The following is a 21,662-nucleotide window of genomic DNA, read 5'->3' as shown; positions in this document are numbered from 1 at the left end:
CGTCCTGAGCGTCAGGATGGGGCGAAACCGGCCTCTTCAGCGCAGCGGGCGGCCGCGTGCCTAGAGCTCGACGCCGGCGAAGAGCTTCTGCAGGCGCTGCACGCCTTCCAGCAGCGCATCGTCGCCGAGCGCGTAGCTGAGGCGCAGGTAGCCGGACGGCCCGAACGCCTCACCCGGCACGACGGCGACCTCAGCGACGTCGAGGATGAGGTCGGCGAGGTCAAGCGACGAGGTGATCTGGCGTTCCTCGATCTCCTTGCCGATGAGCTGCTGCACGTCGGCGTAGACGTAGAAGGCGCCCTCAGGCGTCGGGACGCGGAAGCCGTTGACCTTGCTGAGCTCCTCGACCATCGTCTTGCGGCGGCGGTCGAAGGCGAGGCGCATCTCCTCGACGGGCTCGGTCGGCCCCGTGAGGGCTGCGATGGCCGCTCGCTGCGCGATGTTGTTGACGTTGCTCGACAGGTGGGACTGCAGGTTGCCTGCGCCCTTGATGGCGTCGGCAGGGCCGACCATCCACCCGACGCGCCAGCCGGTCATCGCGAAGGACTTGGCGACGCCGTTGACGAGGATGGTGCGGTCGGCGACGGCAGGGGCCGCTTCGACGATGGAGACGGCGCGGACGCCGTCGTAGGTGAGGTTCTGGTAGATCTCGTCGGCGATGACCCAGATGCCGTGCTCGGCGGCCCATTCGCCGATGGCGCGCGTCTCCTCCTCGGAGTAGACGGCACCCGTCGGGTTGGACGGCGAGACGAAGAGCATCGCCTTCGTGGCGGGCGTGCGAGCCGCCTCGAGCTGGTCGACGGTGACCTTGTACTCCTGGTCGGCGCCGGCGAAGACGGGGACGGTCGTGCCGCCGGCGAGCTGGATGACCTCGGGGTACGTGGTCCAGTAGGGGGCGGGGAGGAGGACCTCGTCGCCAGCGCCGACGACCGTGTTGATGGCCTGGTAGACGGCCTGCTTGCCACCGTTCGTGACGATGACCTGCGAGGCGGGGACATCCCAGCCGGAATCGCGCTTCGTCTTCTCGGCGATGGCCTCTCGGAGCTCCGGCAGGCCGGCCGCCGGGGTGTAGCGGTGGTTCTTCGGGTCGCTGACGGCGACGAGTGCCGCTTCGACGACGTGCTGCGGGGTGGGGAAGTCGGGCTCGCCAGCTGCGTAGCTGATGACGGGTCGGCCGGCGGCCTTGAGGCCCTTGGCCTTCGCGTCGACCTTGAGCGTTGCGGATTCGGCGATCGCGGCGATGCGAGGAGAGAGACGTGAGTCGGAAACCATGGCCCTGAGTCTAGGTCCGGAGGCGCGTCACCGTCCGCGAGTTGCGCCCGCGTTGGACTTCCGGCGCGCACCTGTCGTATGCTTTCCTGGTTGCCGAAAGCGACATACTGAACCGCGCCTGAAACCGTTCCCTGTGGAGCGGCTGCAGACGGTATCAGGGTGAACGGATGCACGCATCCGGTGTTCACGCAAAGGGCGGTGGCTCAATTGGTAGAGCAGCGGTCTCCAAAACCGCAGGTTGCAGGTTCGAGTCCTGTCCGCCCTGCATTTCGGTGCTGAACGCACCCACTACGGGGCCCACCATCGAAGGTCTCAACCATCGAAAGGGAGAGCGCGTGAGTCCAAGCAAGTCCGACGAAGCGACCGACGTCGCCGAGTCAAAGCGAGGCTCCGAGCCCAAGCGCGGCCTTGTCGGCCGCATCGCTCTCTTCTTCCGCCAGGTCATGGGCGAGCTCAAGAAGGTCGTCACACCGACTCGCGCGGAGCTCTTCAAGTTCACGGGTGTCGTGCTCGTCTTCGTCATCTTCATGATGTTGCTCGTCACGGTGCTCGACCTGCTCTTCGGGTGGGGCGCATCGTGGGTCTTCGGTCAGGGCAGCTCGCTGTTCCCGAGCGAGCCGGCGGCGACGCCCGTTCCGACGGAATAGTCGCACCGCTCCGGCTCCCGAGCCTCCACCGAAAAGGGCGAGCAGCCCCGCACCACACAATCGAGATGAGGAATCGTGTCAGACCCGAACGTCGCCGACCCGAACGGTCTTTACGAGACCGCGCTGGAGCAGGACTCCGAAGTCGCAGAGGCCCAGGAGGGTGACCGCGACATCGACGCAGAGTTCGATGAGGCCCACGAGATCGAAGAGTCCGACGAAGTCGTGACCGAGGAAGACCTCGACGACGGAGAAGGCGCCGATGTCGTCGACCCCGAGGTCGACGCGATCGTCAACGATGTCCTTGAGATCGACACGAGCGAGGAAGAGGCTGCTGCGGCCGCCGCGACCGAGGATGAAGAGGTCGAGGCTCGCGAGGAAGACCCTGACGTCGATCCGTACGAGACCTTCAAGCGCGAGCTGCGCCTCAAGCCTGGCAAGTGGTACGTCATCCACACGTACGCCGGCTTCGAGCGTCGCGTCAAGCAGAACCTGCACCAGCGCACCGAGTCCATGAACATGAGCGACTTCATCTACCAGGTGGAAGTGCCCATGGAAGACGTGGTCGAGATCAAGAACGGCCAGCGCAAGATGGTCACGCGCGTCCGCATCCCCGGCTACGTGCTCGTACGCCTCATGCTGAACGAGGACAGCTGGTCCGTCGTGCGCCACACCCCGGGTGTCACGGGCTTCGTGGGCAACGCCCACAACCCGACCCCGTTGCGCTTCAACGAGGCATTTGAGATGCTGAAGAGTCTTGTCGAGATCGCAGAAGCACCCGCGAAGGCGAACGCTTCAGGTCAGGGTGGCGTGCAGAAGCGCCAGCCGATCGCAGAGATCGACTTCGAGATCGGCGAGACCATCACGATCAAGGAGGGCTCCTTCGAGGGGCTCACCGGCTCGATCAGCGAGATCAAGCCGGAGAGCGGCAAGCTCACCGTCCTCGTGTCGCTCTTCGAGCGCGAGACCCCCGTCGAGCTCAGCTTCGACCAGGTCACCAAGCTCTAGCACTCGCTCCCCCCCAAGCGACTGCCCCTAAACCACCGGAGTCCGGAACCGCCGGGCCACCGGGAGAGCACCGCGCGTCTGCGCGGAGTTCGAATCGAAAGAAGGAAAAGACATGGCACCCAAGAAGAAGGTCTCGGGTCTGATCAAGCTTCAGATCCAGGCTGGCGCCGCTAACCCGGCTCCTCCTATCGGCCCCGCGCTCGGTCAGCACGGCGTCAACATCATGGAGTTCTGCAAGGCCTACAACGCGGCTACCGAGTCGCAGCGTGGCAATGTGATCCCCGTTGAGATCACCGTGTACGAAGACCGTTCGTTCACCTTCATCCTGAAGACCCCTCCTGCTGCCGAGCTGATCAAGAAGGCTGCCGGCGTCAAGAAGGGCTCCCCGACGCCTCACACGGCCAAGGTCGGCAAGCTCACCGCCGCCCAGGTCCGCGAGATCGCGGAGGCGAAGCAGTCCGACCTGAACGCGAACGACCTCGACATGGCGTCGCGCATCATCGCCGGTACGGCTCGCTCCATGGGAATCACGGTCGAGGGCTAAGGCCTTCCCGCTCCCAACACCACACGTCGCGCCTCGGGCGCGGCATTGAACACCGCGGGAGAGCCGGCCAGGCTCGCAACCGCAACTCTTGAAGGAGAACAACATGGCTAAGTCCAAGGCATACCGTGCCGCGGCAGAGAAGATCGGCGAGGACAAGTTCTACGGTCTCGCCGAGGCCGTCGAGCTCGCACGCGAGACCGGCTCGTCCAAGTTCAACAGCACCGTCGAGGTCGCTCTTCGCCTGGGTGTAGACCCGCGCAAGGCCGACCAGATGGTTCGTGGCACCGTCAGCCTGCCCAACGGCACCGGCAAGACGGCCAAGGTCATCGTCTTCGCGACGGGTGACAAGGCTGAGGCAGCTATCGCTGCTGGCGCCGACGAGGTCGGCGGCGACGAGCTCATCGCTCGCGTTGCAGACGGCTGGACCGACTTCGACTCCGCAGTCGCCACCCCTGACCTCATGGGCAAGGTCGGACGCCTCGGAAAGGTCCTCGGACCCCGTGGCCTCATGCCGAACCCGAAGACCGGAACGGTCACGACCGACCCGGCCAAGGCTGTCACCGAGATCAAGGGCGGAAAGATCGAGTTCCGCGTCGACAAGCACTCCAACGTGCACTTCATCGTCGGCAAGTCGGCGTTCACGTCGGAGCAGCTCGGAGAGAACCTCCGCGCAGCCCTCGACGAGGTCGTCCGCCTCAAGCCGTCGAGCTCGAAGGGCCGCTACATCCAGAAGGCCGTCGTCTCGACGACCTTCGGCCCCGGCATCCCGCTGGACGTCAACGCGATCTAGTCTGTCGCGAGCTGCACAGCTCAGGCGGATGCATGCATCCGCCAGCACGAACGGCCCAGTCTTCGGACTGGGCCGTTCGTGCGTTCCCGGTGAGAGCACCCACCGGCCCGCGCCCACCCCGGCTACGCGTGCGCGTGGGCGTGCATCGAGATGCTGTTGCGTGCGGCGCTGAGGATCGCGGTGACGGTTGCCGACAGCACTGACCGGTCTCGGCCGGCGACCCAGCGTGTGCCTGAGGGGGCCCGGTACTCCAGGAGTGTCAGCGCTTCGCTGCTGCTGCCCACCCCGAGCGCTGTCTGGTGGAGCGAGAGGATGTCGACGGTGACGCCGGCGCTCGCGAGCAGCTTCGTGACGGCCTCTGCTGGTCCGATGCCGTCGAAGGTGCCGCTGTGCTCAGCGCCGTCGATGCCAACGCGGATGCTCGTGCGTGATGCGCCCGCGTGGGTCTCGACGCTGAGATCGAGCAGTTCGACGTCCGGAGACGAGCCGCCCAGGTAGCTGCGCTCGAAGAGCTCGAGCAGCTGTGCGGCCCCCACCTCCTGGCCGTTCGCATCGGTGTGCTCCTGAACGCGTCGAGCGAAGTCGATCTGGAGGCGCCGGGGGAGTTCGATGCCGTATTCGGTTTCGAGCAGGTAGGCGATACCGCCCTTGCCGGACTGCGAATTGACGCGGATGACGGCGTCGTAGCTGCGACCGATGTCCGCCGGGTCGATGGGCAGGTAGGGGACCCGCCACTCGATGTCACGTTCTGGTCGCCCCTCGTGCGCGGCGCGGGAGCGCTGCTCGGCGAACCCCTTCCTGATGGCGTCCTGATGCGTGCCGCTGAAGGCGGTGTGGACGAGGTCGCCCACGTACGGGTGCCTGGCGTGGACCTCGATGCGGTTGCTGTCTTCCACGGTGCGGCGTATCTCGTCGATGTCGGAGAAGTCGATCATGGGGTCGATGCCCTGCGCGTGCAGGTTTAGGGCGAGGACTGCGATGTCGACGTTGCCCGTGCGCTCGCCGTTGCCGAAGATGCACCCTTCCACGCGCTGCGCACCCGCGAGCACCGCCAGTTCTGCGCACGCGACTCCCGTTCCTCGGTCATTGTGGGGGTGCACGGAGAGGATCACGGAGTCGCGTCGCGCCAGGTGCTTGTGCATGTATTCGATCTGGTCCGCGTAGATGTTCGGGGTTGCGACTTCCACGGTGGCGGGGAGGTTCAGGATGACCGGACGCTCCGGGGTCGCCATCCAGAGTTCCGTGACGGCATTGCAGATGTCGAGGACGTAGTCGGGTTCGGTGAGGTTGAACACCTCCGGTGAGAACTCGAATCGCACGTTCGGCAGGTCGCCGGCGAGCTCGAGGACGTCGCTCGCGCCGGCGAGGATCAGCTCTCTGAGCTGCTGCTTGCTCTTCCCGAGAACCACGTCGCGCCAGGCGGGGGCCGTCGCCGTGTAGAGGTGGATGACGACTGGGTTCCGGATCCCCTGGATGGAGGCGACTGTTCGTTCGATCAGGTCACGACGCGCTGGTGTGAACACGACGATCGTGACGTCCTCCGGTGCGAGTTCGGTGGTCGCGATGAGACGGACGAAGTCGTAGTCGGTCTGGGAGGCGGAGGGGTAGCCGACTTCGATCTCCTTGTATCCCATGCGGATCATGAGCTCGAAGAATCGGTGCTTGCGGTCGGGGTCCATGGGCTCGGAGAGCGCCTGGTTTCCGTCCCGCAGGTCGACGGGGACCCAGAGGGGCGCGGTCGTGAGCCGGTTCGCGGGCCAGTCTCGTTCGGTGAGCGGCACGTCTACTCGGGAGTGGACGTCGCGGTAGCGGTGGGAGGGCATCTGCGAGTGTCGCTGGCGGTTCCAGTGCGGCGCCTGGTCGGGAACGGGGCCGGCGGGTGTGGAGATCCGGGATTCGGTGCTGTGCATGTTCTTGTCCTCTTCGGTCGTGCGGGGGTGACGACCGGCGCGCGTTTCGGCTCCACGACGGGGAGCCGGTCAGGCTAGGACCCGTCGTGGCGGCGAAGGAGAAGGAGCGGTGCGTCGAGCATGCGACAGAATCTAGCACAACTCCTCAGACAAGTAGAGGAGTATTCGGGATGGGGGATGATGGGGGCATGAGCGCACTCCGCCGTGAACCCCTCGCCGAGCAGGCCGCCCAGTTGCTCCTCGAGCGAATCCGCGAAGGGGAATGGGAGCTGGGACAGAAGCTGCCGGGCGAGACGACCCTCGCGCCCCAACTCGGGGTCGGGCGGTCGACGATCCGCGAGGCCATCCGCCAGCTCGCGGGGAGCGGCGTGCTGGCAACCAAGCAGGGGGCGGGGGTGTTCGTCACCGCTCTCGACGCGGCTGAGCCCCTGGATGAGATCGTGGGGCGCGCGGACATCGAGAGAGTGATCGAGGCCCGCATCGCCATCGAAGTGGAAGCCTCAGGGCTCGCGGCCGCACGGCGCACAGCTGCGGAGCTCCAGACGATGATCCGCGCCGCAGACGCCCGGAAGGCGCAGCGCGCGAGCGTCGAAGCGCACGTCGACGCGGACATCGCGCTGCACCGCAGCATCGTCATCGCCGCGCACAACGAGATCCTCACGGAGCTCTTCGACGGGTTCGCGCCCCGAAGCAGGCAGGCGATGATCGGCATGCTGCGCCTTCGCGGCGAGTTCGGCGGCGACGCCGACCACGACGTCCACCTCCGCATCCTGGACGCGATCGAGGCGCAGGACGCCCCGACGGCCGCCGCCCTCACTCGGGACCATCTGCTCGAGCTCAAAGCGACGACGAGCTAGTCGCGTCGGGGTGCCCCTGACTCCGCGTCGATGTCGAGGACGACCTTCCCGCGCACGTGGCCGTCGGCGATGAGCTCCTGCGCGGCGCCGGCCTCGGCGAGGGGGAAGACCCGGTCGACGTGCGTCTGCAGGGCTCCCTGCTCGAAGAGCTGCGTGATGGTCTGCAGGATGCGTCCCTCTGGCGAGAGCTTGAGCGTGGAGGCGACGATGCCTCGGTTCTCGGCGGCGGCCTCGTCGAAGAGCTCCGGGTAGCTGCCGGTCGGCACGTTGATGAGTGTGCCACCGTCGCGGAGGACGTGAAGGGACCGGCTGCCGGTCTGGTCTTTGACGTTGCCGATGAGGTCGATGACGACGTCGACGGGCTCGCCGATGACGTGCTCGAAGCGCTCGTTGCGGTAGTCGATGACCTGGTCCGCGCCGAGCTCGCGCAACCACTCGTGGTTGCGCTCGGAGGCCGTGGTGATGACGTGCGCGCCGTAGTACTTCGCGAGCTGCACTGCGAAGTGGCCGACCCCGCCAGCGCCTGCGTGGATGAGAACGCGCTGTCCCGTGTAGACGCCGCCTGCTTCGACGACGGCGGCCCAGGCGGTGAGCACGGCGAGCGGGACGCCGCCAGCCTCGATGAAGGACAGATTCTTGGGCTTCTTCGCGAGGCTCATGAAGGGGACCGACACGTATTCGGCGTACGCACCCGAGTAGCGGGGGAAGAGCAACATCCCGTACACCTCGTCGCCGGGCTGGAAGGGCGCGAGCTCGTAGGAAGCCCGGACGACGACACCGGAGAACTCGCCGCCGAGGGTCGACGGGAAGCTGGTGATCGCCTTCGCGGCACCGGCACCCGAGCGGGTCTTGCCGTCGATGGGGTTCACCCCAGCGGCCTTGACGCGCACCAGCGTGTCCGAGTTCAGGGTGAGGGGTACGGCGGTCTCGCCCAACTGCATCATCTCGGGTCCGCCGATGCCCGTGAGCAGGGCCGCGCGCATGGTGTCTGAGGTCGGCTGGAGGTCTGAGGCGTCAGTCATGGCGCCATTCTCTCGTGAACGAGTTGGGCGTGGCCGGGAGGATGCTCGCTACGCGTACGTCTCGGCGTCGTAGAACGACTGCGTGTAGTCGCTCGTGCTGTGCGTGTTCCCGTATCCATGGGTGGGCGCAGTGTTGCCGGTCGAGTACTGGGCGAACTCGCCCCGGTACTTCTCGACGTCCTTAAGCACCTCGTTGGCGAGGGTCACGAGCTTGGCGATCTCTTCCTCGTCGCGGTCGATCCACACGAACTTCGGTTCGCGGTCGACGACGATGAAGTCCTGGTGTCGCTCCCACACCATGAGGGTGCGTTCGGCGCCGAGCACGTACTGCTGCCACCAGATCTGGCGCATGTAGGAGCGGGGGATGCGCTTCCACACCTTGTTGGTGGTCTTGATCTCGGCGAGGAGGATGCGGCCCTCTTCGTCGCAGTGCAGGCCGTCGGGGGTCGCGAGGTGGCTCTTGGACGCCTCGGCGTGGAACAGGAGGCCGCTTGCCGGGATGCCGTGGCGCTCGAGGACCCACCTGGCGATCTCCGGTTCGCGCTGGCGTCCGAAGTCGGTGTAGGCGTTCCCGTTGAAGGAGTTGCCCATGACCTTGTCTTTGACGACCTGCTTAACCGACGACGGTGTTGCGAGGCGTGCCGCATCGGTCGCCGTGACGCCGTCGGCGCGGGCTTTGAGCCACGCGGCACGGTCGTTGGAGTCGGCGAGGACCCGCAGGAGGTGAGCGCTCATGGCCTCGACCTCCGGGGTCGCGGGAAGCTCGATCGCGGTGCTCTCGGCCGAGGCCGGGCCGCGGGCGCGCCACACGCCGACCTCGCTCGCCGAGAGTGGTGTCGTCGCCGGCGCCGGGCGGGTCTCCGAGGTGTAGAAGCGCGGCAGGGACTCCACCCGGGGTGCCGGTGCGGGTGCCGACGCGTAGTCCATCAGCGCGGCCGGGCCGTAGAGCTCGCGGTCACGGCGGCGCGACTTCGGCGCCTCCTGGGGTTCGCCGAACCAGGACGTCTCGTCGACGTCGTGGCTCGGGCGGAACATGACCATCCGCCTATTCTTTCCCACACCACCGACAGTCGCGGTACCAAGCGCCGAGACACCGAAAGAATGTCGTCGCCGATCGGTGCGCGAGCGGACCGGACGACACGGGCGGCGGGCGCCAGCTCAGGCTTCGTCGCCTCCGGCGGCCATGATCGCAGTGGCGAGGGCGCGCGCGCCGTGGTCCGCATCCACGTCTTCGACGTACTCCTCCGGCGAGTGGGAGATGCCGCTCGGGTTGCGGATGAACAGCATGGCGGTCGGCAGGTGCGCGGCGAGCACACCGGCATCGTGGCCGGCGCCTGTGTCGAGCACCGGCGCGTCGGGGAGCGCGCGCTGAAGTGTGTCTCGGAGGCTCGCGTCGAAGGACACGGTGGGGGAGAGCGACTCCTCGACGAGCGTCGCCTCGCAGCCCTGCTCTCCGGCCACCTCCATAGCCCGGGCGCGGATGCGCTCGACGAGGGCGGTGGTCACCTCGTCGTCGGGGTGGCGCACGTCGAGCCACGCGTCGACGCGGGAGGCGATGACGTTCGTTCCGCCGGGCACGGGCTCGAGCCGACCGACGGTCGCTCGGGCGCCTGGCACCGACCGGGCGATCTCCTCGATGCCGACGATGAGGCGCGCCGCGGCCACCATGGGGTCGCGCCGGTCGGCCATGAGCGTGGTGCCGGCGTGGTTGCCCTGGCCGGTGAAGCTGACGCGCCAGCGGCCGTGGCCCAGGATGGAGGATCCGATCGCGACTGGGCCCGCGAGGTCGATGAGGCCGCGGCCCTGCTCCACATGCAGTTCGATGAACGCGCTGAACTGTGCGACACGAGCGGGGTCGGGGCCGAGGTGCTCTGGGTCGAATCCGGCCGCGGCGGAGGCCTCGGCGAAGGTCGTTCCGTCCGCATCCCGGAGCGAGCGCGCGCGGTCCGGGTCGATGGCGCCCGTGAGGAGCCTGGACCCGAGGCAGGCGACGCCGAAGCGCGACCCTTCCTCTTCGGGGAAGACGGCGATCGCGACGGCGACGCTCGGCGTGCGCCCTTCGCTGCGCAGCAGGTCGATCGCGGCGAGGGCCGCCGTCACGCCGAGGGGCCCGTCGAACGCACCCCCGCCGGGGACGGAGTCGAGGTGGCTGCCGGTGATGAGCGCGCCGGAACGGGCTCCGTCTGCTCGGTCCCACCAGGCCCAGATGATGCCGTTGGCGTCGACCTCGATGTCGAGGCCTCGAGCCTGGGCGGCGGCGAGGAACCATTCGCGCAACTCGAGTTCGGGATGCGAGTAGACGGGCCTGCTGTAGCCGCCGCGGGTTCGATCGCGGCCCAGGTGCTCGATCTCGCGCATGAGCGAGGAGACGCTCGTGGGCTGCTTGGCCTTGCTGGTCGCTTCCATGCTCTCCATGATGCTCTCCCCGTTCATGCGCGCGCACCGGCCTGGGCCGTGACGCGGAATTCGGCCGGCACGCTTCCGGTTCCCGTGAGCACGTCAGCTGCGAGCTCCCCGAGCAGCGGGGCGAACTTCCCGCCGTGCCCGGAGCAGGCGGAGACGACCACCAGGTTGTCGACTCGGTCGATCACGAAGTCCTCCGTCGGTGTCGTCGTGAAGAGGCAGGTGGTCTCTGCGTAGGGTTCCGGCTCCACGCCTGGCAGGAACGTCTCCGCGTAGGCGACGAGAGCGCGCCGATTGGCCGCATCCACGACCCCGTCCTGCGCGAGCGCGGAGTCGATGATCTTGCCGCCGTTGAACTGCGCGACCTTCTGCCCGCGCCAGTCCGCGTCGCGGCCACCGGGGAGTCCGTAGGTCTGCAGCTCGCGCGATTTGAAGATGAAGGTGGGCCAGGGGGCGGCGTCGGTCCCGGCGTCCTCCGCCTCGCGGTAGGGGAAGTGGTAGGCCTGCTCCTGCCGCACCTCGAGCGCCGGGAACTGGTCGAGGAATGCGCTCGGCAGTGAGAGCTCCCCGAGGAGCGCCGGGAGCCAGCCGCCGGCAGCGACCACGATCGCGTCCGCCTCGGCGACCTCGCCGGTCGCCGAGTGCACGCGGTAGCCGGCGCCTCGGCGCTCGACTCGAGCGACTGGCCACGAGGTTCGTACCTCGAGCCGGCCGGTCGCGGAGGCGGCCGACAGCATCGCGTCGACAGTGCTGCCCGCGTCGAGCACGCCGGCCCCGGGGTGCCAGAGCACGTCGGTCTCGAAATGGAACTGCGGCCAGCGCGCACGCGCCTCGCCTGGGCTGAGGAGCTCGTGCTCGACGCCAGCTGCCTCCAGCACGGTCGCGAGGCCGCTGGGGTTGCGGATGTCGCCGTGGTCGAGTGCACCCGTCGGTCGGATGAGCCGGGTTCCGGTCGTGCGCTGCAGCTCGTCCCACCCTGCCTTCGAGCGCACGACGAGATCGGTGTACGTCTGCTCGGGATACGCGTAGCGGAAGATGCGCGCGGACCCGTGCGAGCTGCCGTGCTCGTTGGCGGGCGTCGTGCGCTCGAGTACCGTCACGTGGTGCCCGCGCTCGGCGAGCTGCCAGGCCGCTGCGGCGCCCGCGAGCCCCGCGCCGATGACGATGGTGTCGGTCATGTCCACTCCTCGAGAGGTCGTCCGGGTGGTGCTGTGCATCGATTACCGCATCCCCGGCGCGCCGCGTCCAATATCATTGCGACACGCTTTGATAGCCCTCTCGAATGGATCACATGGAGCTGCGCCAGCTCAGGTACTTCGTCGCCGTCGCCGACGAACTGCACTTCGGTCGCGCCGCCGCGCGCCTGCACATGACTCAGCCGCCACTGACCGTCGCCGTGCGCAGGCTCGAGGAGGAACTCGGTGCGCAGCTCTTCGAGCGAACGACTCGCACTGTCTCGCTGACGGCGGCCGGTCGCATGTTCCGTCAGCGCATCGGTGTGGTCCTCGAAGACCTGGACGACGCAGTCGCCGACCTCGCCGACGTCGCGGCCGGGACCGCAGGCAGGCTTCGCGTGGGGTTCGTGAGCTCCGCGAGCTACAGCGTGCTGCCCAGGGGGCTGCGGGCGTTCCAGGAACTGAGACCGCGCGTCCGTCTCGAGCCCCGGTCGCTCACGAGTGCCGAGCAGATCACGCTCCTGCTCGAGGGTGAACTCGACGTGGGGATCCTCCGCGACCCGCTCACCGTGCCTGGCCTGCGGTCGACACTCCTCGAAAGCGAGGACCTGGTCGCGGTGCTTCCGGCCCGCGACCCGCTCGCCGCGGAGTCGACCGTGGCACCGGCGCGCTTCCACGAGAAAGAGGTGGTGCTCTTCCCCTTCGAGCTCATGCCCGGCTTCGTGTCCGCCGTCATGACCTGGCTCGGGGAAGCCCAGGCCGTGCCGCGCATCGTGCAGAGCGTCATCCACCAGGAGACGGTGCTCGGTCTCGTCGCAGCGGGTGTCGGTGCGTCGATCCTGCCCGCGTCGGTCGCCCGCTTCCACATGCCCGGAGTGATCACGCGCCCCCTGCTGGGGTCGCCTCGAACGGAGCTCCACGCAGTCGAGAGCCAGCGCTCCCATCCGAGCGCGCACCTTCTCGTCGACAGCCTCCGCGAGCCGCGGTGACGGGTCTCGCGACCCGCGTTGACGAGACGCCCGCGACGATGTACTCTTTCCGAAGCCCAAGACCGCAGGTCTTCGTTGTGCGTGAGAACGTACACGAACGAAGAGTTCGCAAGAACGTCCCGCGCAGGTGTACGAAGCAAAGTTGTTGTGCGAGCAATCGCATCCTCTCCGCTCCGGCCATCTGCGGCCGGAGCGTTTTTTGTGTGTTGTGCATCGAAGATGCGCCTGCGGTGCGTGAATGACAAACGTGATTCACGTGCAAGAGAGAGAGGAGTGCCATGGCGACCAAGGAAGCAACAGTTGCCGAGCTTCAGGACTTGTTCCAGAACTCGACCGCCGTCCTGCTGACTGAGTACCGCGGTCTCACTGTTGCGCAGCTCAAGACGCTGCGTCGCACGATCGGTGAGCACGCAAGCTACGCCGTGGTGAAGAACACGCTGACGAAGATTGCGGCGAACAACGCCGGAATCACCGCGTTCGACGACGAGCTGGCCGGACCGAGCGCAATCGCGTTCGTGCACGGCGACCCCGTCGCGGTCGCGAAGAGTCTTCGTACCTTCGCCAAGGACAACCCTCAGCTGGTTCTGAAGGGCGGTTTCTTCGACGGAAACGCTCTCAGCGCAGAAGAGGTCAACAAGCTCGCCGACCTCGAGTCCCGCGAAGTTCTGCTCGGCAAGCTTGCCGGCGCCTTCAAGGCCTCGCTGTTCGGTGCCGCATACCTGTTCACCGCGCCTGCAGCCAAGGCTGTTCGCACGGTCGAGGCATTGCGCGAAAAGCAGGAGTCCGCGAACTAGTCCTCCGGGATCTCGCGGCTAGAACAACACACAAGGAGAAAACACATGGCAAAGCTCACGACTGACGAGCTCATCGCAGCATTCAAGGAGCTCACGCTCATCGAGCTCTCCGAGTTCGTCAAGGCGTTCGAGGAGACCTTCGAGGTCACCGCTGCTGCTCCCGTTGCAGTTGCAGGCGTTGCTGCTGCAGCAGCTGACGCACCCGAAGAGGAGGAGAAGACGGAGTTCGACGTCATCCTCGAGGGTGCTGGCGACAAGAAGATCCAGGTCATCAAGGAGGTGCGCGCCCTCACGAGCCTCGGTCTCGGTGAGGCGAAGGCACTCGTTGACGGCGCTCCGAAGCCCGTTCTCGAAGGCGTCAACAAGGAAGCTGCTGACAAGGCAAAGGACGCCCTCGAGGCTGCCGGCGCTTCGGTGACCGTCAAGTAGTCATCCCGTAGCTGTTCTTCGCGGCGTGTTCCGACACGCCGAAGGAACTTTTTTCACGAGGCATCGCATCCGGTTTCCGGATGCGGTGCCTCGTTCCGTTTCCCCGGGAAATCCCTGTTGAAGATGCGATTTCTGAGGTCAGTGTGACGAATGTGACTGGTGTGTCGACCGAGAATCGCGACTTTCCGCGTGTCGCTTGACCCGTTTTCGGCCTCGACGGACAATAATCCGCCGTGTTAGCGTCCTTTCATGCTTTCCGACACCCTCAAGAGCGCTCGCGCTCGCACCACGGCCCTCGTCATCGCCTTCGGCGTCGTTGCCGGTGGAGTCGCCGTCACGGCAGCGCCCTCGTTCGCCGCCAACGGCGACCAGGTAGACGCGAGCGTCGATGGTGAGACCAGCACTGCATCCGCATCGGTCTCTGCGGACTCGATCTCCGCTGATGCCCCCGGCCTCACGGTCACCGGCTCGGGATTCACGCCGGGCAACCTCGTGTACGTGCGAGTCGTCGGACCAGAGGGCCAGACGAACTGGTCCTGGGGCACCGAGTCGCACGAAGTCGACGCATCAGGCGCCGTCAGCGCCGAACTGACCAGCGACGAGGACTGGAGCGAGGGTGACTACTCGGTCGTGCTCTTCGAGTCGGACGACGTGCAGGCTTCAACGGGCTTCTCGGCCGTGGCGCCCACCGGCACCGCCACCCCTGAGCCCACCGAGACCGAGACGGCCACGCCTGAGCCGACGGAGACCGAGACGGCCACGCCTGAGCCCACGGAGACCGAGACGGCCACGCCTGAGCCGACCGAGACCTCCACGGAGACGCCAGAGCCCACGCTCACCGAAGAGCCGACGCTCGAGCCGACCGAGACGGCGAGCGTTCCGCCCACCGCCACCGAGACGGTGACTCCGGAGCCGACCGAGACCGAGGCGCCCACCGCTGCACCGGCCGTCGCCACCGAGCAGGCCAGCTACACACAGGAGGAGGCTGCTGAGGGCATCACGTATGTCGCCACCGGCTTCACGCCTGGCGTTGAGCTCGGCCTCACGCTGCTGCTCCCCGACAACACGACTGCGGAGTTCGAGTCGGCCGAGCCGATCATTCCGGATGCGGAAGGCAACTACGCGGGAATCATCACCTACGACGGTGCCTGGGATGCTGGCGACTATGGCATCACCCTGACGAGCATCAACCCGGCCGTGGGTGAAGAGACTGGCGCTCCGGCGGCTGACTCCGCACGAGGTGTGCCGCTGATCGTCCAGGAGGAGTCCGACCTGACGGCCCCCGCGGAGTCGTCCGCGGCGGTCGAGCTCGAGGCGGATGCGCCGGCAGAGGAGCAGACGGCGACGACGTCCTTCGCCGTCACCGGTGAGACGCCCGCGACTTCCGACGCTTCGCCGAGCTCGACAGTCGCACCGGCTGGCAATGGCGGCACCGGGAGCGGGAACGCGGACACCAAGGGCAAGGCCCAGAGCAAGTCCCTCGCGACGACGGGCGCCGAGGATGCGTTCGGTGCCGCCGGCATCGGCCTCCTGGTCCTCGGGCTCGGCGCGGCGGCTGTCACCGGGGCGCGCTTCCTGAGTCGCCGTCGCGAGAGCTGACGACCGCACGACCTGCACTGACGCTGAGCGGGGCTGGCACCATACGGTGTCCAGCCCCGCTCGTGCGTTACGGCGGGGGTGATCTCCCATGATTTTTCAATCAAGTGGGAAGAAGTCCCCACGTTCAAAAGCGGTCAACCAATGGTCGAAGAAAGTGGCGTTCATCTGGGGTTTGTCCCGAATGCGGCACTCGAAATCCGGGCGGAACCCACCGAAATCGTCTGAAGCCTTCTGGACATCACCTGTGAGTCAGGCCAGTCTTGGGTTATGGCTTCCTCATTCTCTTCGTCGCGCAAGCGCGCATCCGCCCTCACGATCGCCTTCGGTGTGCTCGCCAGCGGCGCCGTGCTGACCGCTGCACCCGCTTTTGCAGCGACCACCACGCCGCCAGCAACGCCCGCCGAGACGCCGGCCGCCACCGAGTCGGCGACGCCGACCGAGACGACGACTCCCACCGAGTCGGCCCCGGCCACGACGCCCCCGACCGAGGAGTCGACGCCGACGTCGACCCCCGACGAGTCGGCGCCGGCCGAGCCCACCGAGACGGCAGAGGCTCCGGCCGCTGCGGGCGCGGCGACGAAGCCGAGCTTCACGCCGGACGAGGGCATCACCTACGTCCTCACGGGCCTCGCGCCCGAGGCTCCGCTTTCGAGCATCACGCTCACGTTCCCCGACGGAACCGCACAGGCGGTGCCCGCGGGCGCCGGCAACAGCTGGAACGTCGGAGAAGACGGCTCCTACGCCGGCGAGATCACCAACACGGCGCTCTTCGACGAGGGCGACTACTCGGTGACCGTCACCCAGGACTACGTCGACGCGGCTGGCGCTCCCGCACAGAACGTCGTCACGTTCGGCTTCAACGTCGCGGCTGTGTCCACGGGAACGCCCACGCCGACCGCTGAGCCGACCCCGACGGTCGAAGCCCCTGTCGCCTACGCGAACGCGGACAGCTTCCTCCCCACGGAGAACATCACGTACACGGCGCAGAACTTCACGCCTGGCCTCGCGCTCGACATCACCGTGGTCTACCCGGACGGCTCCTCGGTCACGGTCGACCCGACCGACGACTCCGTCGTCGCCGAGGACGGCACCTACCCGGGCGTCCTCATCAACCAGTCGGGTGCCCCGCTGCCCGTCGGTGAGTACACGGTGACGCTCTCGCAGTCGAGCGGCCTGTCCGCAACGTTCACGTTCCTGATCGCCGAGGCGACGCCTGGCACCACGACGGCGCCCACGTCGACCGCGGCTCCCGCGGGCAACGGTGGCACGAACACGGGCCACAAGACCCCTGAGCTCGCCACCACGGGCGCCGAGGACGTCTTCGGTGCAGCTGGCATCGGCCTCCTCGCGCTCGCGACCGGCGCCGGCGTGCTCGTCGCTCGCCGTTTGGCAGCCAAGAAGGCCTAGCGCCTCATCGAGTTGCGCTGAGAGGGCGTCACCTTCGGGTGGCGCCCTCTTTCGTGCGCTCGCCCGCATCCGCTCGCCCGCATCCGCTCGGCTCTGCTCTGCATGCGCCGGCTCACCACAGACATGCGGGAAGTGCAGCTTCCTCGAGCCACGAGCGTGTGTTTTCCACGTGTTTGCGCCCGCCGGCGCCCAGCAGGGCGGAGTTGTGGTCGGCACGTCGACGAGGGTGGGCGAATGACGGAAGCCCCGACCGGGGATCCCTGGTCGGGGCTTTCGTGCACATGGCGGAGGATAGGGGATTCGAACCCCTGAGGGCTTTCACCCAACACGCTTTCCAAGCGTGCGCCATAGGCCACTAGGCGAATCCTCCACGGGAGCGCCAGGCGCTCACCTCGAAAGAGCATACCGGTTCCCGCGACCGTTCGTGAACGCGAGCACCAAATCGCTCAAGAGAGGGAGGCCCGGCGGGCCCTCGGCTAGAGCTTCTTGACTGCTGCGCCGATCTCTTCGTCTCCGGAGACGACCTCGAACTGCTTGTGGATGCCGGCGTGGCGGTCGAGGAGGGCGGCGATCACCGCTGCCACGTCGGCGCGGGGGATGGACCCGCGTTCGACCTGCTCGCCGATCTTGACGCTGCCAGTGGCGTCGTCGTCGGTGAGTCCCCCCGGGCGGACGATGGTCCAGTCGAGCTTCGCGCTGCGGGCGCGGATGTTCGCGTCGGCCTCGCTCTTCGCCCGCAGGTACACCTGGAACGTGTCGTCGGAGTCGCGATCGAAGGAATCCGTCGACATCGCCGAGACCACGACGAAGCGCCGGATGTTGGCGAGCTCCGCCGCATCCGCCGACAGGATCGCCCCGTCACGGTCGAGCGTGAGCTTCCGCTCGGGACCGCTGTTGGGGCCGGCGCCCGCCGCGAAGACGACCGCGTCCACGTGCCCCAGCTGCTTCGCGAGGTCTGTTGGCGTGCTCTGCTCGAGGTCGGCGATCACCGGATCCGCGCCGAGCTCCTTGAGGGAGTCGACGTGCTCCGGGTTTCGGACGACGCTCGTGACACGGTGCCCGCGCTGCAGGAGCTGGGTCGTAAGAAGGCGTGCGATCTGACCGTTTCCACCGATGACTGCGATTCTCATGCCGCCCAGTCAAGCTGGTGAGTCTGAGTTCGAGGCCAGCGTTCGCCGCGGGCGATCTGCCAGGCCGCGGGAGTGGCAGAGTTCGGCGGGGAAAAGAAAAGACCCCCCGCGCACCCGCCAGAGCCCGGTTACCCTTGCTGCGTTTCCGCCCTGGGGGAGTTGGCCTGGATGGCGCCACGCGAGGAGCCGTCGACCATCATAGCGCGATGGGCGCGAGACGCGAATCCGGTGCATCCGCAATTGGCAGGATCGCGACAGCCCGCTGACTCATCACCCGACTAGCATTGCGAGGCGTGGGGACAAGCATCTACATCACGTCATCAGAGGGTCACTCTGGCAAGTCAGCCGTCGCGCTCGGAGTGGTGAACGCCCTGAGCCGCTCGATCGGGCGCGTGGGTGTGTTCAGGCCCATCGTGCAGAGCGCCGAAGTTCGCGACGACATCCTCGAGCTGCTCCTCTCGCAGCTCGACCCGCAGAACCGCGGCCCGGAGTACGAATCCGGTTTCGGCGTCACCTACGACGACGTGCACGCCGACCCTGATGAGGCGCTCTCCCGCATCGTCACCCGGTACCGCGCCCTCGAGCGCCGCTGCGACACGGTCGTCATCGTGGGCAGCGACTTCACCGACGTCGGCAACCCGGCCGAGCTGGGCTTCAACGCGAGGGTTGCCGCGAACCTCGGCGCGCCGGTCCTTCTCGTCCTGACCGGCCTCGACGCCGACAAGGGCCAGCCGCGCACCCCGGAGCAGCTCGCGCAGGCGCTCGAGGTGACCCTGCCCGAACTCGACGCCGCGCACGCGACGCTGCTCGCGATCACCATCAACCGCGCCGACGAGAACGCCACGGACGAGGTGCGTCGAGCTGTCGCCGAGCGGGCTCTGCGCGAGCTGGGCCACAAGGTGCCCGTGTGGGCGATCCCCGAGACGCCGCTGCTCATGGCCCCCTCGCTCTCGCAGCTGCTGGATGCGGTGGGCGGGGAGCTCGTCTACGGCGACCGCGAGCTGCTCGGTCGCGAGGTGCTCGGCATCGTCCTCGCGGGCATGTCGATGCAGAACGTCCTCGAACGCCTCAAGGAGGGCGCGGTCGTCGTCATCGCGGCCGACCGCACCGAGGTGCTGCTCGCCGTGCTCCTCGCGCAGCGCGCGGAGACCTTCCCGTCCCTCACGGGCATCGTCGTGAACGGCCCGTTCGAGTTCCCGCCGGCCATCGAGCGGCTCATCAACGGGCTCAACGTCGAGGTGCCGATCATCCGCACCAACTTCGGCACCTACGACACGGCGCAGCGCATCATGCAGACGCGCGGCCGACTCGCGGCCGCGGGAATCTCGCGCCGCAAGATCGACCTCGCCCTCGCGAAGTTCGAGCAGCACATCCCGGCCATCGAGGTCGTGGCGCTCCTCAACGTGAAGCAGTCGCTGGTCGTCACGCCGCTCATGTTCGAGAACACGCTCCTCGACCGTGCACGCTCGGACCGCAAGCACATCGTGCTTCCGGAGGGCAGCGACGACCGCATCCTCGTGGCCGCGGGCTCTCTGCTGGCCCGCGAGGTCGCCGAGATCACGATCCTTGGTGAGGAGTCGGAGGTGCGTGGCCGTGCGTCCGCGCTCGGCGTCGACATCTCCGCCGCCCACGTGCTCAGCACGAGCAACCCCGACTACGTCGCGCGCTTCGCCGATGAGTACGCGAGACTGCGCTCGCACAAGGGCGTCACCATCGAGGCCGCGACCGAGCGCGTGCGCGACGTCAGCTACTTCGGCACCCTCATGGTGCACCTGGGCCTCGCGGACGGGATGGTCTCGGGTGCGGCCCACACGACCGCGCACACCATCCGCCCCGGCTTCGAGATCGTCAAGACCAAGGCTGGCGTCTCCGTGGTCTCGAGCGTGTTCCTCATGGCCCTCGCCGACCGCGTCCTCGTGTACGGCGACTGCGCCGTGAACCCGGACCCGACGGCGGAGCAGCTCGCCGACATCGCGATCTCCTCGGCCGAGACGGCGAGCCAGTTCGACATCGCGCCTCGCGTCGCGATGCTCTCCTACTCGACGGGCGAGTCGGGCTCCGGCGCCGACGTCGACAAGGTGCGCACGGCGACCGGCATCGTGCGTGAGCGCATGCCGGAGCTGCTCGTCGAGGGGCCGATCCAGTACGACGCGGCGACGGATGCTGCGGTCGCGAGCAAGAAGATGCCGGGCAGCCAGGTGGCCGGCCGTGCGACGGTCTTCATCTTCCCCGACCTCAACACGGGCAACAACACGTACAAGGCGGTGCAGCGCTCCGCCGGCGCCGTGGCGATCGGCCCGATCCTGCAGGGGCTCAACAAGCCCATCAACGACCTCTCCCGCGGCGCGCTCGTCTCCGACATCATCAACACCGTCGCCATCACCGCGATCCAGGCGCAAGGCTCGTAGAGGCCTCAGCCGCACGTTCTTCCCGCTCCCCGCGGGTCTCGAGAAAGGGTGCCCATGAGCATCGTCCTGGTCGTCAACTCCGGCTCGTCGTCCTTCAAGTACCAGCTCATCGACATGGAACGCGAGGAGACGCTCGCGTCCGGCCTCGTGGAGCGCATCGGCGAGGGCGTCGCGAGCGTCACCCACAAGACCGGGGGAGCGATCATCACCCGCGAGGCGGACATCCCCGACCACACCCGGGGCTTCGAGGCGATGCTCGAGGGGTTCGAGGAGCACGGGCCGGACCTCGCCGAGTTCCCGCCGGTCGTCGTGGGGCACCGCGTCGTGCACGGTGGGCGTCGCTTCTTCGACGCGGCCGTCATCGACGGCAAGGTGCTGCAGGACATCGAGGACCTCATCCCGCTCGCCCCGCTCCACAACCCCGCGAACCTCGAGGGCATCGTGGGCGCGCGCGACGTGTTCGCGCAGACGCCGCACGTCGCGGTGTTCGACACCGCGTTCCACACGACCATGAGCGAGGCGTCGTCGCTGTACGCACTGGATGCGGAGGTCGCGAAGGAGCACCGCGTGCGCAAGTACGGAGCGCACGGCACGAGCCACAAGTTCGTGTCCGAGGAGACCGCCCGCTTCCTGGGGCGCGACCTCGCCGGCCTCAAGACGATCGTGCTCCACATCGGCAACGGCGCGAGCATGTGCGCGGTCGACGGGGGCCGCTCCGTCGAGACGAGCATGGGCATGACGCCGCTCGAGGGGCTCGTCATGGGAACCCGCACCGGCGACCTCGACCCCGCCGTCCTCGTGCACCTGTCGCGCCGCGGCGGATACACGATCGATCAGCTCGACGACCTCCTCAACCGCAAGTCGGGACTCCTGGGGCTCACGGGCTCCGGTGACATGCGCGACGTGCGCCAGAAGGCCAGCGCCGGCGACGAGCGCGCGCAGCTCGGCCTCGCGGTCTACGCGCACCGCATCCGCCACTACCTGGGCGCGTACATGCTGCTGCTCGGCGGCGCCGACGCGATCGTCTTCACGGCGGGCATCGGCGAGAACGACGCCAAGCTGCGCGCCGAGGTGCTCGACGGCCTCGAATGGCTGGGCGTGAAGCTCTCACCCGAGCGCAACGAGTCGGCATCGCGGGATGCGCGCCGCATCTCGGCCGACGACTCGCGCATCGAGGTGCTGGTCGTCCCGACCAACGAGGAACTCGAGATCGCGCGCCAGAGTCTGGCCGCGATCGCCTGAGCCCGGTTGGGGCGCGCCGCCCATGCTCGTCCCACCGGA

19 protein-coding genes, 2 tRNA genes and 1 other RNA gene are annotated in these 21,662 nt (G+C 67.7%); 13 read left to right on the top strand and 9 right to left on the bottom strand.

The window, feature by feature from the left end:
* Positions 1 to 60: 60 nt before the first annotated feature.
* The gene (locus F8O03_RS12650; RefSeq protein ID WP_151424165.1) at positions 61 to 1,272 is read right to left on the bottom strand and encodes a pyridoxal phosphate-dependent aminotransferase; all 1,212 of its coding nucleotides are present in this window, start codon (positions 1,270 to 1,272) and stop codon (positions 61 to 63) included.
* A 192-nt stretch (positions 1,273 to 1,464) separates the two neighbouring features.
* On the opposite strand from F8O03_RS12650, the gene F8O03_RS12645 reads away from it, so the two are divergent.
* The 5 genes from F8O03_RS12645 to rplA all read left to right on the top strand — a co-directional run bounded on the left by F8O03_RS12645 (position 1,465) and on the right by rplA (position 4,258).
* Positions 1,465 to 1,537 (top strand) — tRNA-Trp (locus tag F8O03_RS12645).
* A 70-nt stretch (positions 1,538 to 1,607) separates the two neighbouring features.
* A complete protein-coding gene (secE, locus tag F8O03_RS12640) occupies positions 1,608 to 1,919 on the top strand; it encodes a preprotein translocase subunit SecE (RefSeq protein WP_104252138.1) in 312 nt (103 codons plus the stop codon).
* Between the two features lie 75 nt (positions 1,920 to 1,994).
* Positions 1,995 to 2,924, top strand: coding sequence for a transcription termination/antitermination protein NusG (gene nusG / locus F8O03_RS12635; protein ID WP_104252139.1), 930 nt, complete (start codon positions 1,995 to 1,997; stop codon positions 2,922 to 2,924).
* Between the two features lie 112 nt (positions 2,925 to 3,036).
* Positions 3,037 to 3,468, top strand: coding sequence for a 50S ribosomal protein L11 (gene rplK, locus F8O03_RS12630; RefSeq protein ID WP_104252140.1), 432 nt, complete (start codon positions 3,037 to 3,039; stop codon positions 3,466 to 3,468).
* Between the two features lie 103 nt (positions 3,469 to 3,571).
* The gene (gene rplA / locus F8O03_RS12625) at positions 3,572 to 4,258 is read left to right on the top strand and encodes a 50S ribosomal protein L1 (protein ID WP_068482355.1); all 687 of its coding nucleotides are present in this window, start codon (positions 3,572 to 3,574) and stop codon (positions 4,256 to 4,258) included.
* Positions 4,259 to 4,380: 122 nt separating this feature from the next.
* On the opposite strand, the gene F8O03_RS12620 is transcribed toward rplA, so the two are convergent.
* Positions 4,381 to 6,168 (bottom strand): 2-isopropylmalate synthase, encoded by a 1,788-nt coding sequence (locus F8O03_RS12620; protein WP_151424164.1) that lies wholly within the window; start codon positions 6,166 to 6,168, stop codon positions 4,381 to 4,383.
* A gap of 188 nt (positions 6,169 to 6,356) precedes the next feature.
* Here F8O03_RS12620 and F8O03_RS12615 point away from each other — a divergent pair, with 188 nt between their 5' ends.
* Positions 6,357 to 7,025: a FadR/GntR family transcriptional regulator gene (locus F8O03_RS12615; RefSeq protein ID WP_151424163.1), complete on the top strand. Its 669-nt coding sequence runs from the start codon at positions 6,357 to 6,359 to the stop codon at positions 7,023 to 7,025.
* On the opposite strand, the gene F8O03_RS12610 is transcribed toward F8O03_RS12615, so the two are convergent.
* The 4 genes from F8O03_RS12610 to F8O03_RS12595 form a co-directional block, all read right to left on the bottom strand.
* Positions 7,022 to 8,047 carry an NADP-dependent oxidoreductase gene (locus F8O03_RS12610; RefSeq protein ID WP_244296255.1) on the bottom strand — a complete coding sequence of 342 codons (1,026 nt, stop codon included), beginning with the start codon at positions 8,045 to 8,047 and terminating at the stop codon, positions 7,022 to 7,024. The two genes, F8O03_RS12615 and F8O03_RS12610, sit on opposite strands and share 4 nt — an antisense overlap.
* Before the next feature lie 48 nt (positions 8,048 to 8,095).
* Complete coding sequence (locus tag F8O03_RS12605; RefSeq protein WP_244296254.1) at positions 8,096 to 9,088, bottom strand: YqaJ viral recombinase family protein; 993 nt, start codon at positions 9,086 to 9,088, stop codon at positions 8,096 to 8,098.
* Between the two features lie 117 nt (positions 9,089 to 9,205).
* A complete protein-coding gene (locus F8O03_RS12600; protein WP_151424162.1) occupies positions 9,206 to 10,453 on the bottom strand; it encodes an allantoate amidohydrolase in 1,248 nt (415 codons plus the stop codon).
* 23 nt (positions 10,454 to 10,476) lie between these two features.
* Complete coding sequence (locus F8O03_RS12595; RefSeq protein ID WP_151424161.1) at positions 10,477 to 11,628, bottom strand: FAD-dependent oxidoreductase; 1,152 nt, start codon at positions 11,626 to 11,628, stop codon at positions 10,477 to 10,479.
* A 113-nt stretch (positions 11,629 to 11,741) separates the two neighbouring features.
* Between F8O03_RS12595 and F8O03_RS12590 the strand changes: the two genes are divergently transcribed.
* The 5 genes from F8O03_RS12590 (at position 11,742) to F8O03_RS12570 (ending at position 16,843) form a co-directional block, all read left to right on the top strand.
* Positions 11,742 to 12,614: a LysR substrate-binding domain-containing protein gene (locus tag F8O03_RS12590; protein WP_151424160.1), complete on the top strand. Its 873-nt coding sequence runs from the start codon at positions 11,742 to 11,744 to the stop codon at positions 12,612 to 12,614.
* A gap of 278 nt (positions 12,615 to 12,892) precedes the next feature.
* Positions 12,893 to 13,408 carry a 50S ribosomal protein L10 gene (gene rplJ / locus F8O03_RS12585; protein ID WP_104252145.1) on the top strand — a complete coding sequence of 172 codons (516 nt, stop codon included), beginning with the start codon at positions 12,893 to 12,895 and terminating at the stop codon, positions 13,406 to 13,408.
* 45 nt (positions 13,409 to 13,453) lie between these two features.
* The gene (gene rplL / locus F8O03_RS12580; protein WP_104252146.1) at positions 13,454 to 13,837 is read left to right on the top strand and encodes a 50S ribosomal protein L7/L12; all 384 of its coding nucleotides are present in this window, start codon (positions 13,454 to 13,456) and stop codon (positions 13,835 to 13,837) included.
* A gap of 249 nt (positions 13,838 to 14,086) precedes the next feature.
* On the top strand, positions 14,087 to 15,436 hold the full coding sequence (locus F8O03_RS12575; protein WP_151424159.1) for a hypothetical protein: 1,350 nt from the start codon (positions 14,087 to 14,089) through the stop codon (positions 15,434 to 15,436).
* A 267-nt stretch (positions 15,437 to 15,703) separates the two neighbouring features.
* Positions 15,704 to 16,843 carry a hypothetical protein gene (locus F8O03_RS12570; RefSeq protein ID WP_151424158.1) on the top strand — a complete coding sequence of 380 codons (1,140 nt, stop codon included), beginning with the start codon at positions 15,704 to 15,706 and terminating at the stop codon, positions 16,841 to 16,843.
* A 282-nt stretch (positions 16,844 to 17,125) separates the two neighbouring features.
* Here F8O03_RS12570 and F8O03_RS12565 read toward each other — a convergent pair.
* From F8O03_RS12565 to ffs, 3 genes are all read right to left on the bottom strand, one after another.
* Positions 17,126 to 17,213, bottom strand: a tRNA-Ser gene (locus F8O03_RS12565).
* A 106-nt stretch (positions 17,214 to 17,319) separates the two neighbouring features.
* On the bottom strand, positions 17,320 to 17,973 hold the full coding sequence (locus tag F8O03_RS12560; RefSeq protein WP_151424157.1) for an SDR family oxidoreductase: 654 nt from the start codon (positions 17,971 to 17,973) through the stop codon (positions 17,320 to 17,322).
* 94 nt (positions 17,974 to 18,067) lie between these two features.
* An RNA gene (gene ffs, locus F8O03_RS12555) (signal recognition particle sRNA small type) lies at positions 18,068 to 18,164 on the bottom strand.
* Between the two features lie 102 nt (positions 18,165 to 18,266).
* Here ffs and pta point away from each other — a divergent pair.
* Positions 18,267 to 20,381, top strand: a complete 2,115-nt coding sequence (pta, locus tag F8O03_RS12550) for a phosphate acetyltransferase (protein WP_151424156.1) — start codon at positions 18,267 to 18,269, stop codon at positions 20,379 to 20,381.
* Between the two features lie 54 nt (positions 20,382 to 20,435).
* Positions 20,436 to 21,623: an acetate/propionate family kinase gene (locus F8O03_RS12545; RefSeq protein ID WP_151424155.1), complete on the top strand. Its 1,188-nt coding sequence runs from the start codon at positions 20,436 to 20,438 to the stop codon at positions 21,621 to 21,623.
* The last annotated feature ends 39 nt before the right edge of the window (positions 21,624 to 21,662 follow it).

Origin of the sequence: Pseudoclavibacter terrae, from assembly GCF_008831075.1 — a bacterium.
Classification (GTDB): domain Bacteria; phylum Actinomycetota; class Actinomycetes; order Actinomycetales; family Microbacteriaceae; genus Pseudoclavibacter; species Pseudoclavibacter terrae.
The sequence above is the reverse complement of the archived record's forward strand: the minus strand, read 5'-3'. Positions and strand labels throughout refer to the sequence as shown.

Bases quoted from the DNA above. Each gene is read 5' to 3' on its own strand.
- rplK (WP_104252140.1), top strand. From the start codon at position 3,037: ATGGCACCCAAGAAGAAGGTCTCGGGTCTGATCAAGCTTCAGATCCAG.
- F8O03_RS12560 (WP_151424157.1), bottom strand. From the start codon at position 17,973: ATGAGAATCGCAGTCATCGGTGGAAACGGTCAGATCGCACGCCTTCTT.
- F8O03_RS12610 (WP_244296255.1), bottom strand. From the start codon at position 8,047: ATGACTGACGCCTCAGACCTCCAGCCGACCTCAGACACCATGCGCGCG.
- F8O03_RS12590 (WP_151424160.1), top strand. From the start codon at position 11,742: ATGGAGCTGCGCCAGCTCAGGTACTTCGTCGCCGTCGCCGACGAACTG.
- F8O03_RS12620 (WP_151424164.1), bottom strand. From the start codon at position 6,168: ATGCACAGCACCGAATCCCGGATCTCCACACCCGCCGGCCCCGTTCCC.
- F8O03_RS12595 (WP_151424161.1), bottom strand. From the start codon at position 11,628: ATGACCGACACCATCGTCATCGGCGCGGGGCTCGCGGGCGCCGCAGCG.
- F8O03_RS12545 (WP_151424155.1), top strand. From the start codon at position 20,436: ATGAGCATCGTCCTGGTCGTCAACTCCGGCTCGTCGTCCTTCAAGTAC.
- rplA (WP_068482355.1), top strand. From the start codon at position 3,572: ATGGCTAAGTCCAAGGCATACCGTGCCGCGGCAGAGAAGATCGGCGAG.
- F8O03_RS12650 (WP_151424165.1), bottom strand. From the start codon at position 1,272: ATGGTTTCCGACTCACGTCTCTCTCCTCGCATCGCCGCGATCGCCGAA.
- rplL (WP_104252146.1), top strand. From the start codon at position 13,454: ATGGCAAAGCTCACGACTGACGAGCTCATCGCAGCATTCAAGGAGCTC.
- F8O03_RS12570 (WP_151424158.1), top strand. From the start codon at position 15,704: ATGGCTTCCTCATTCTCTTCGTCGCGCAAGCGCGCATCCGCCCTCACG.
- F8O03_RS12615 (WP_151424163.1), top strand. From the start codon at position 6,357: ATGAGCGCACTCCGCCGTGAACCCCTCGCCGAGCAGGCCGCCCAGTTG.
- F8O03_RS12605 (WP_244296254.1), bottom strand. From the start codon at position 9,088: ATGGTCATGTTCCGCCCGAGCCACGACGTCGACGAGACGTCCTGGTTC.
- rplJ (WP_104252145.1), top strand. From the start codon at position 12,893: ATGGCGACCAAGGAAGCAACAGTTGCCGAGCTTCAGGACTTGTTCCAG.
- F8O03_RS12575 (WP_151424159.1), top strand. From the start codon at position 14,087: ATGCTTTCCGACACCCTCAAGAGCGCTCGCGCTCGCACCACGGCCCTC.
- F8O03_RS12600 (WP_151424162.1), bottom strand. From the start codon at position 10,453: ATGGAAGCGACCAGCAAGGCCAAGCAGCCCACGAGCGTCTCCTCGCTC.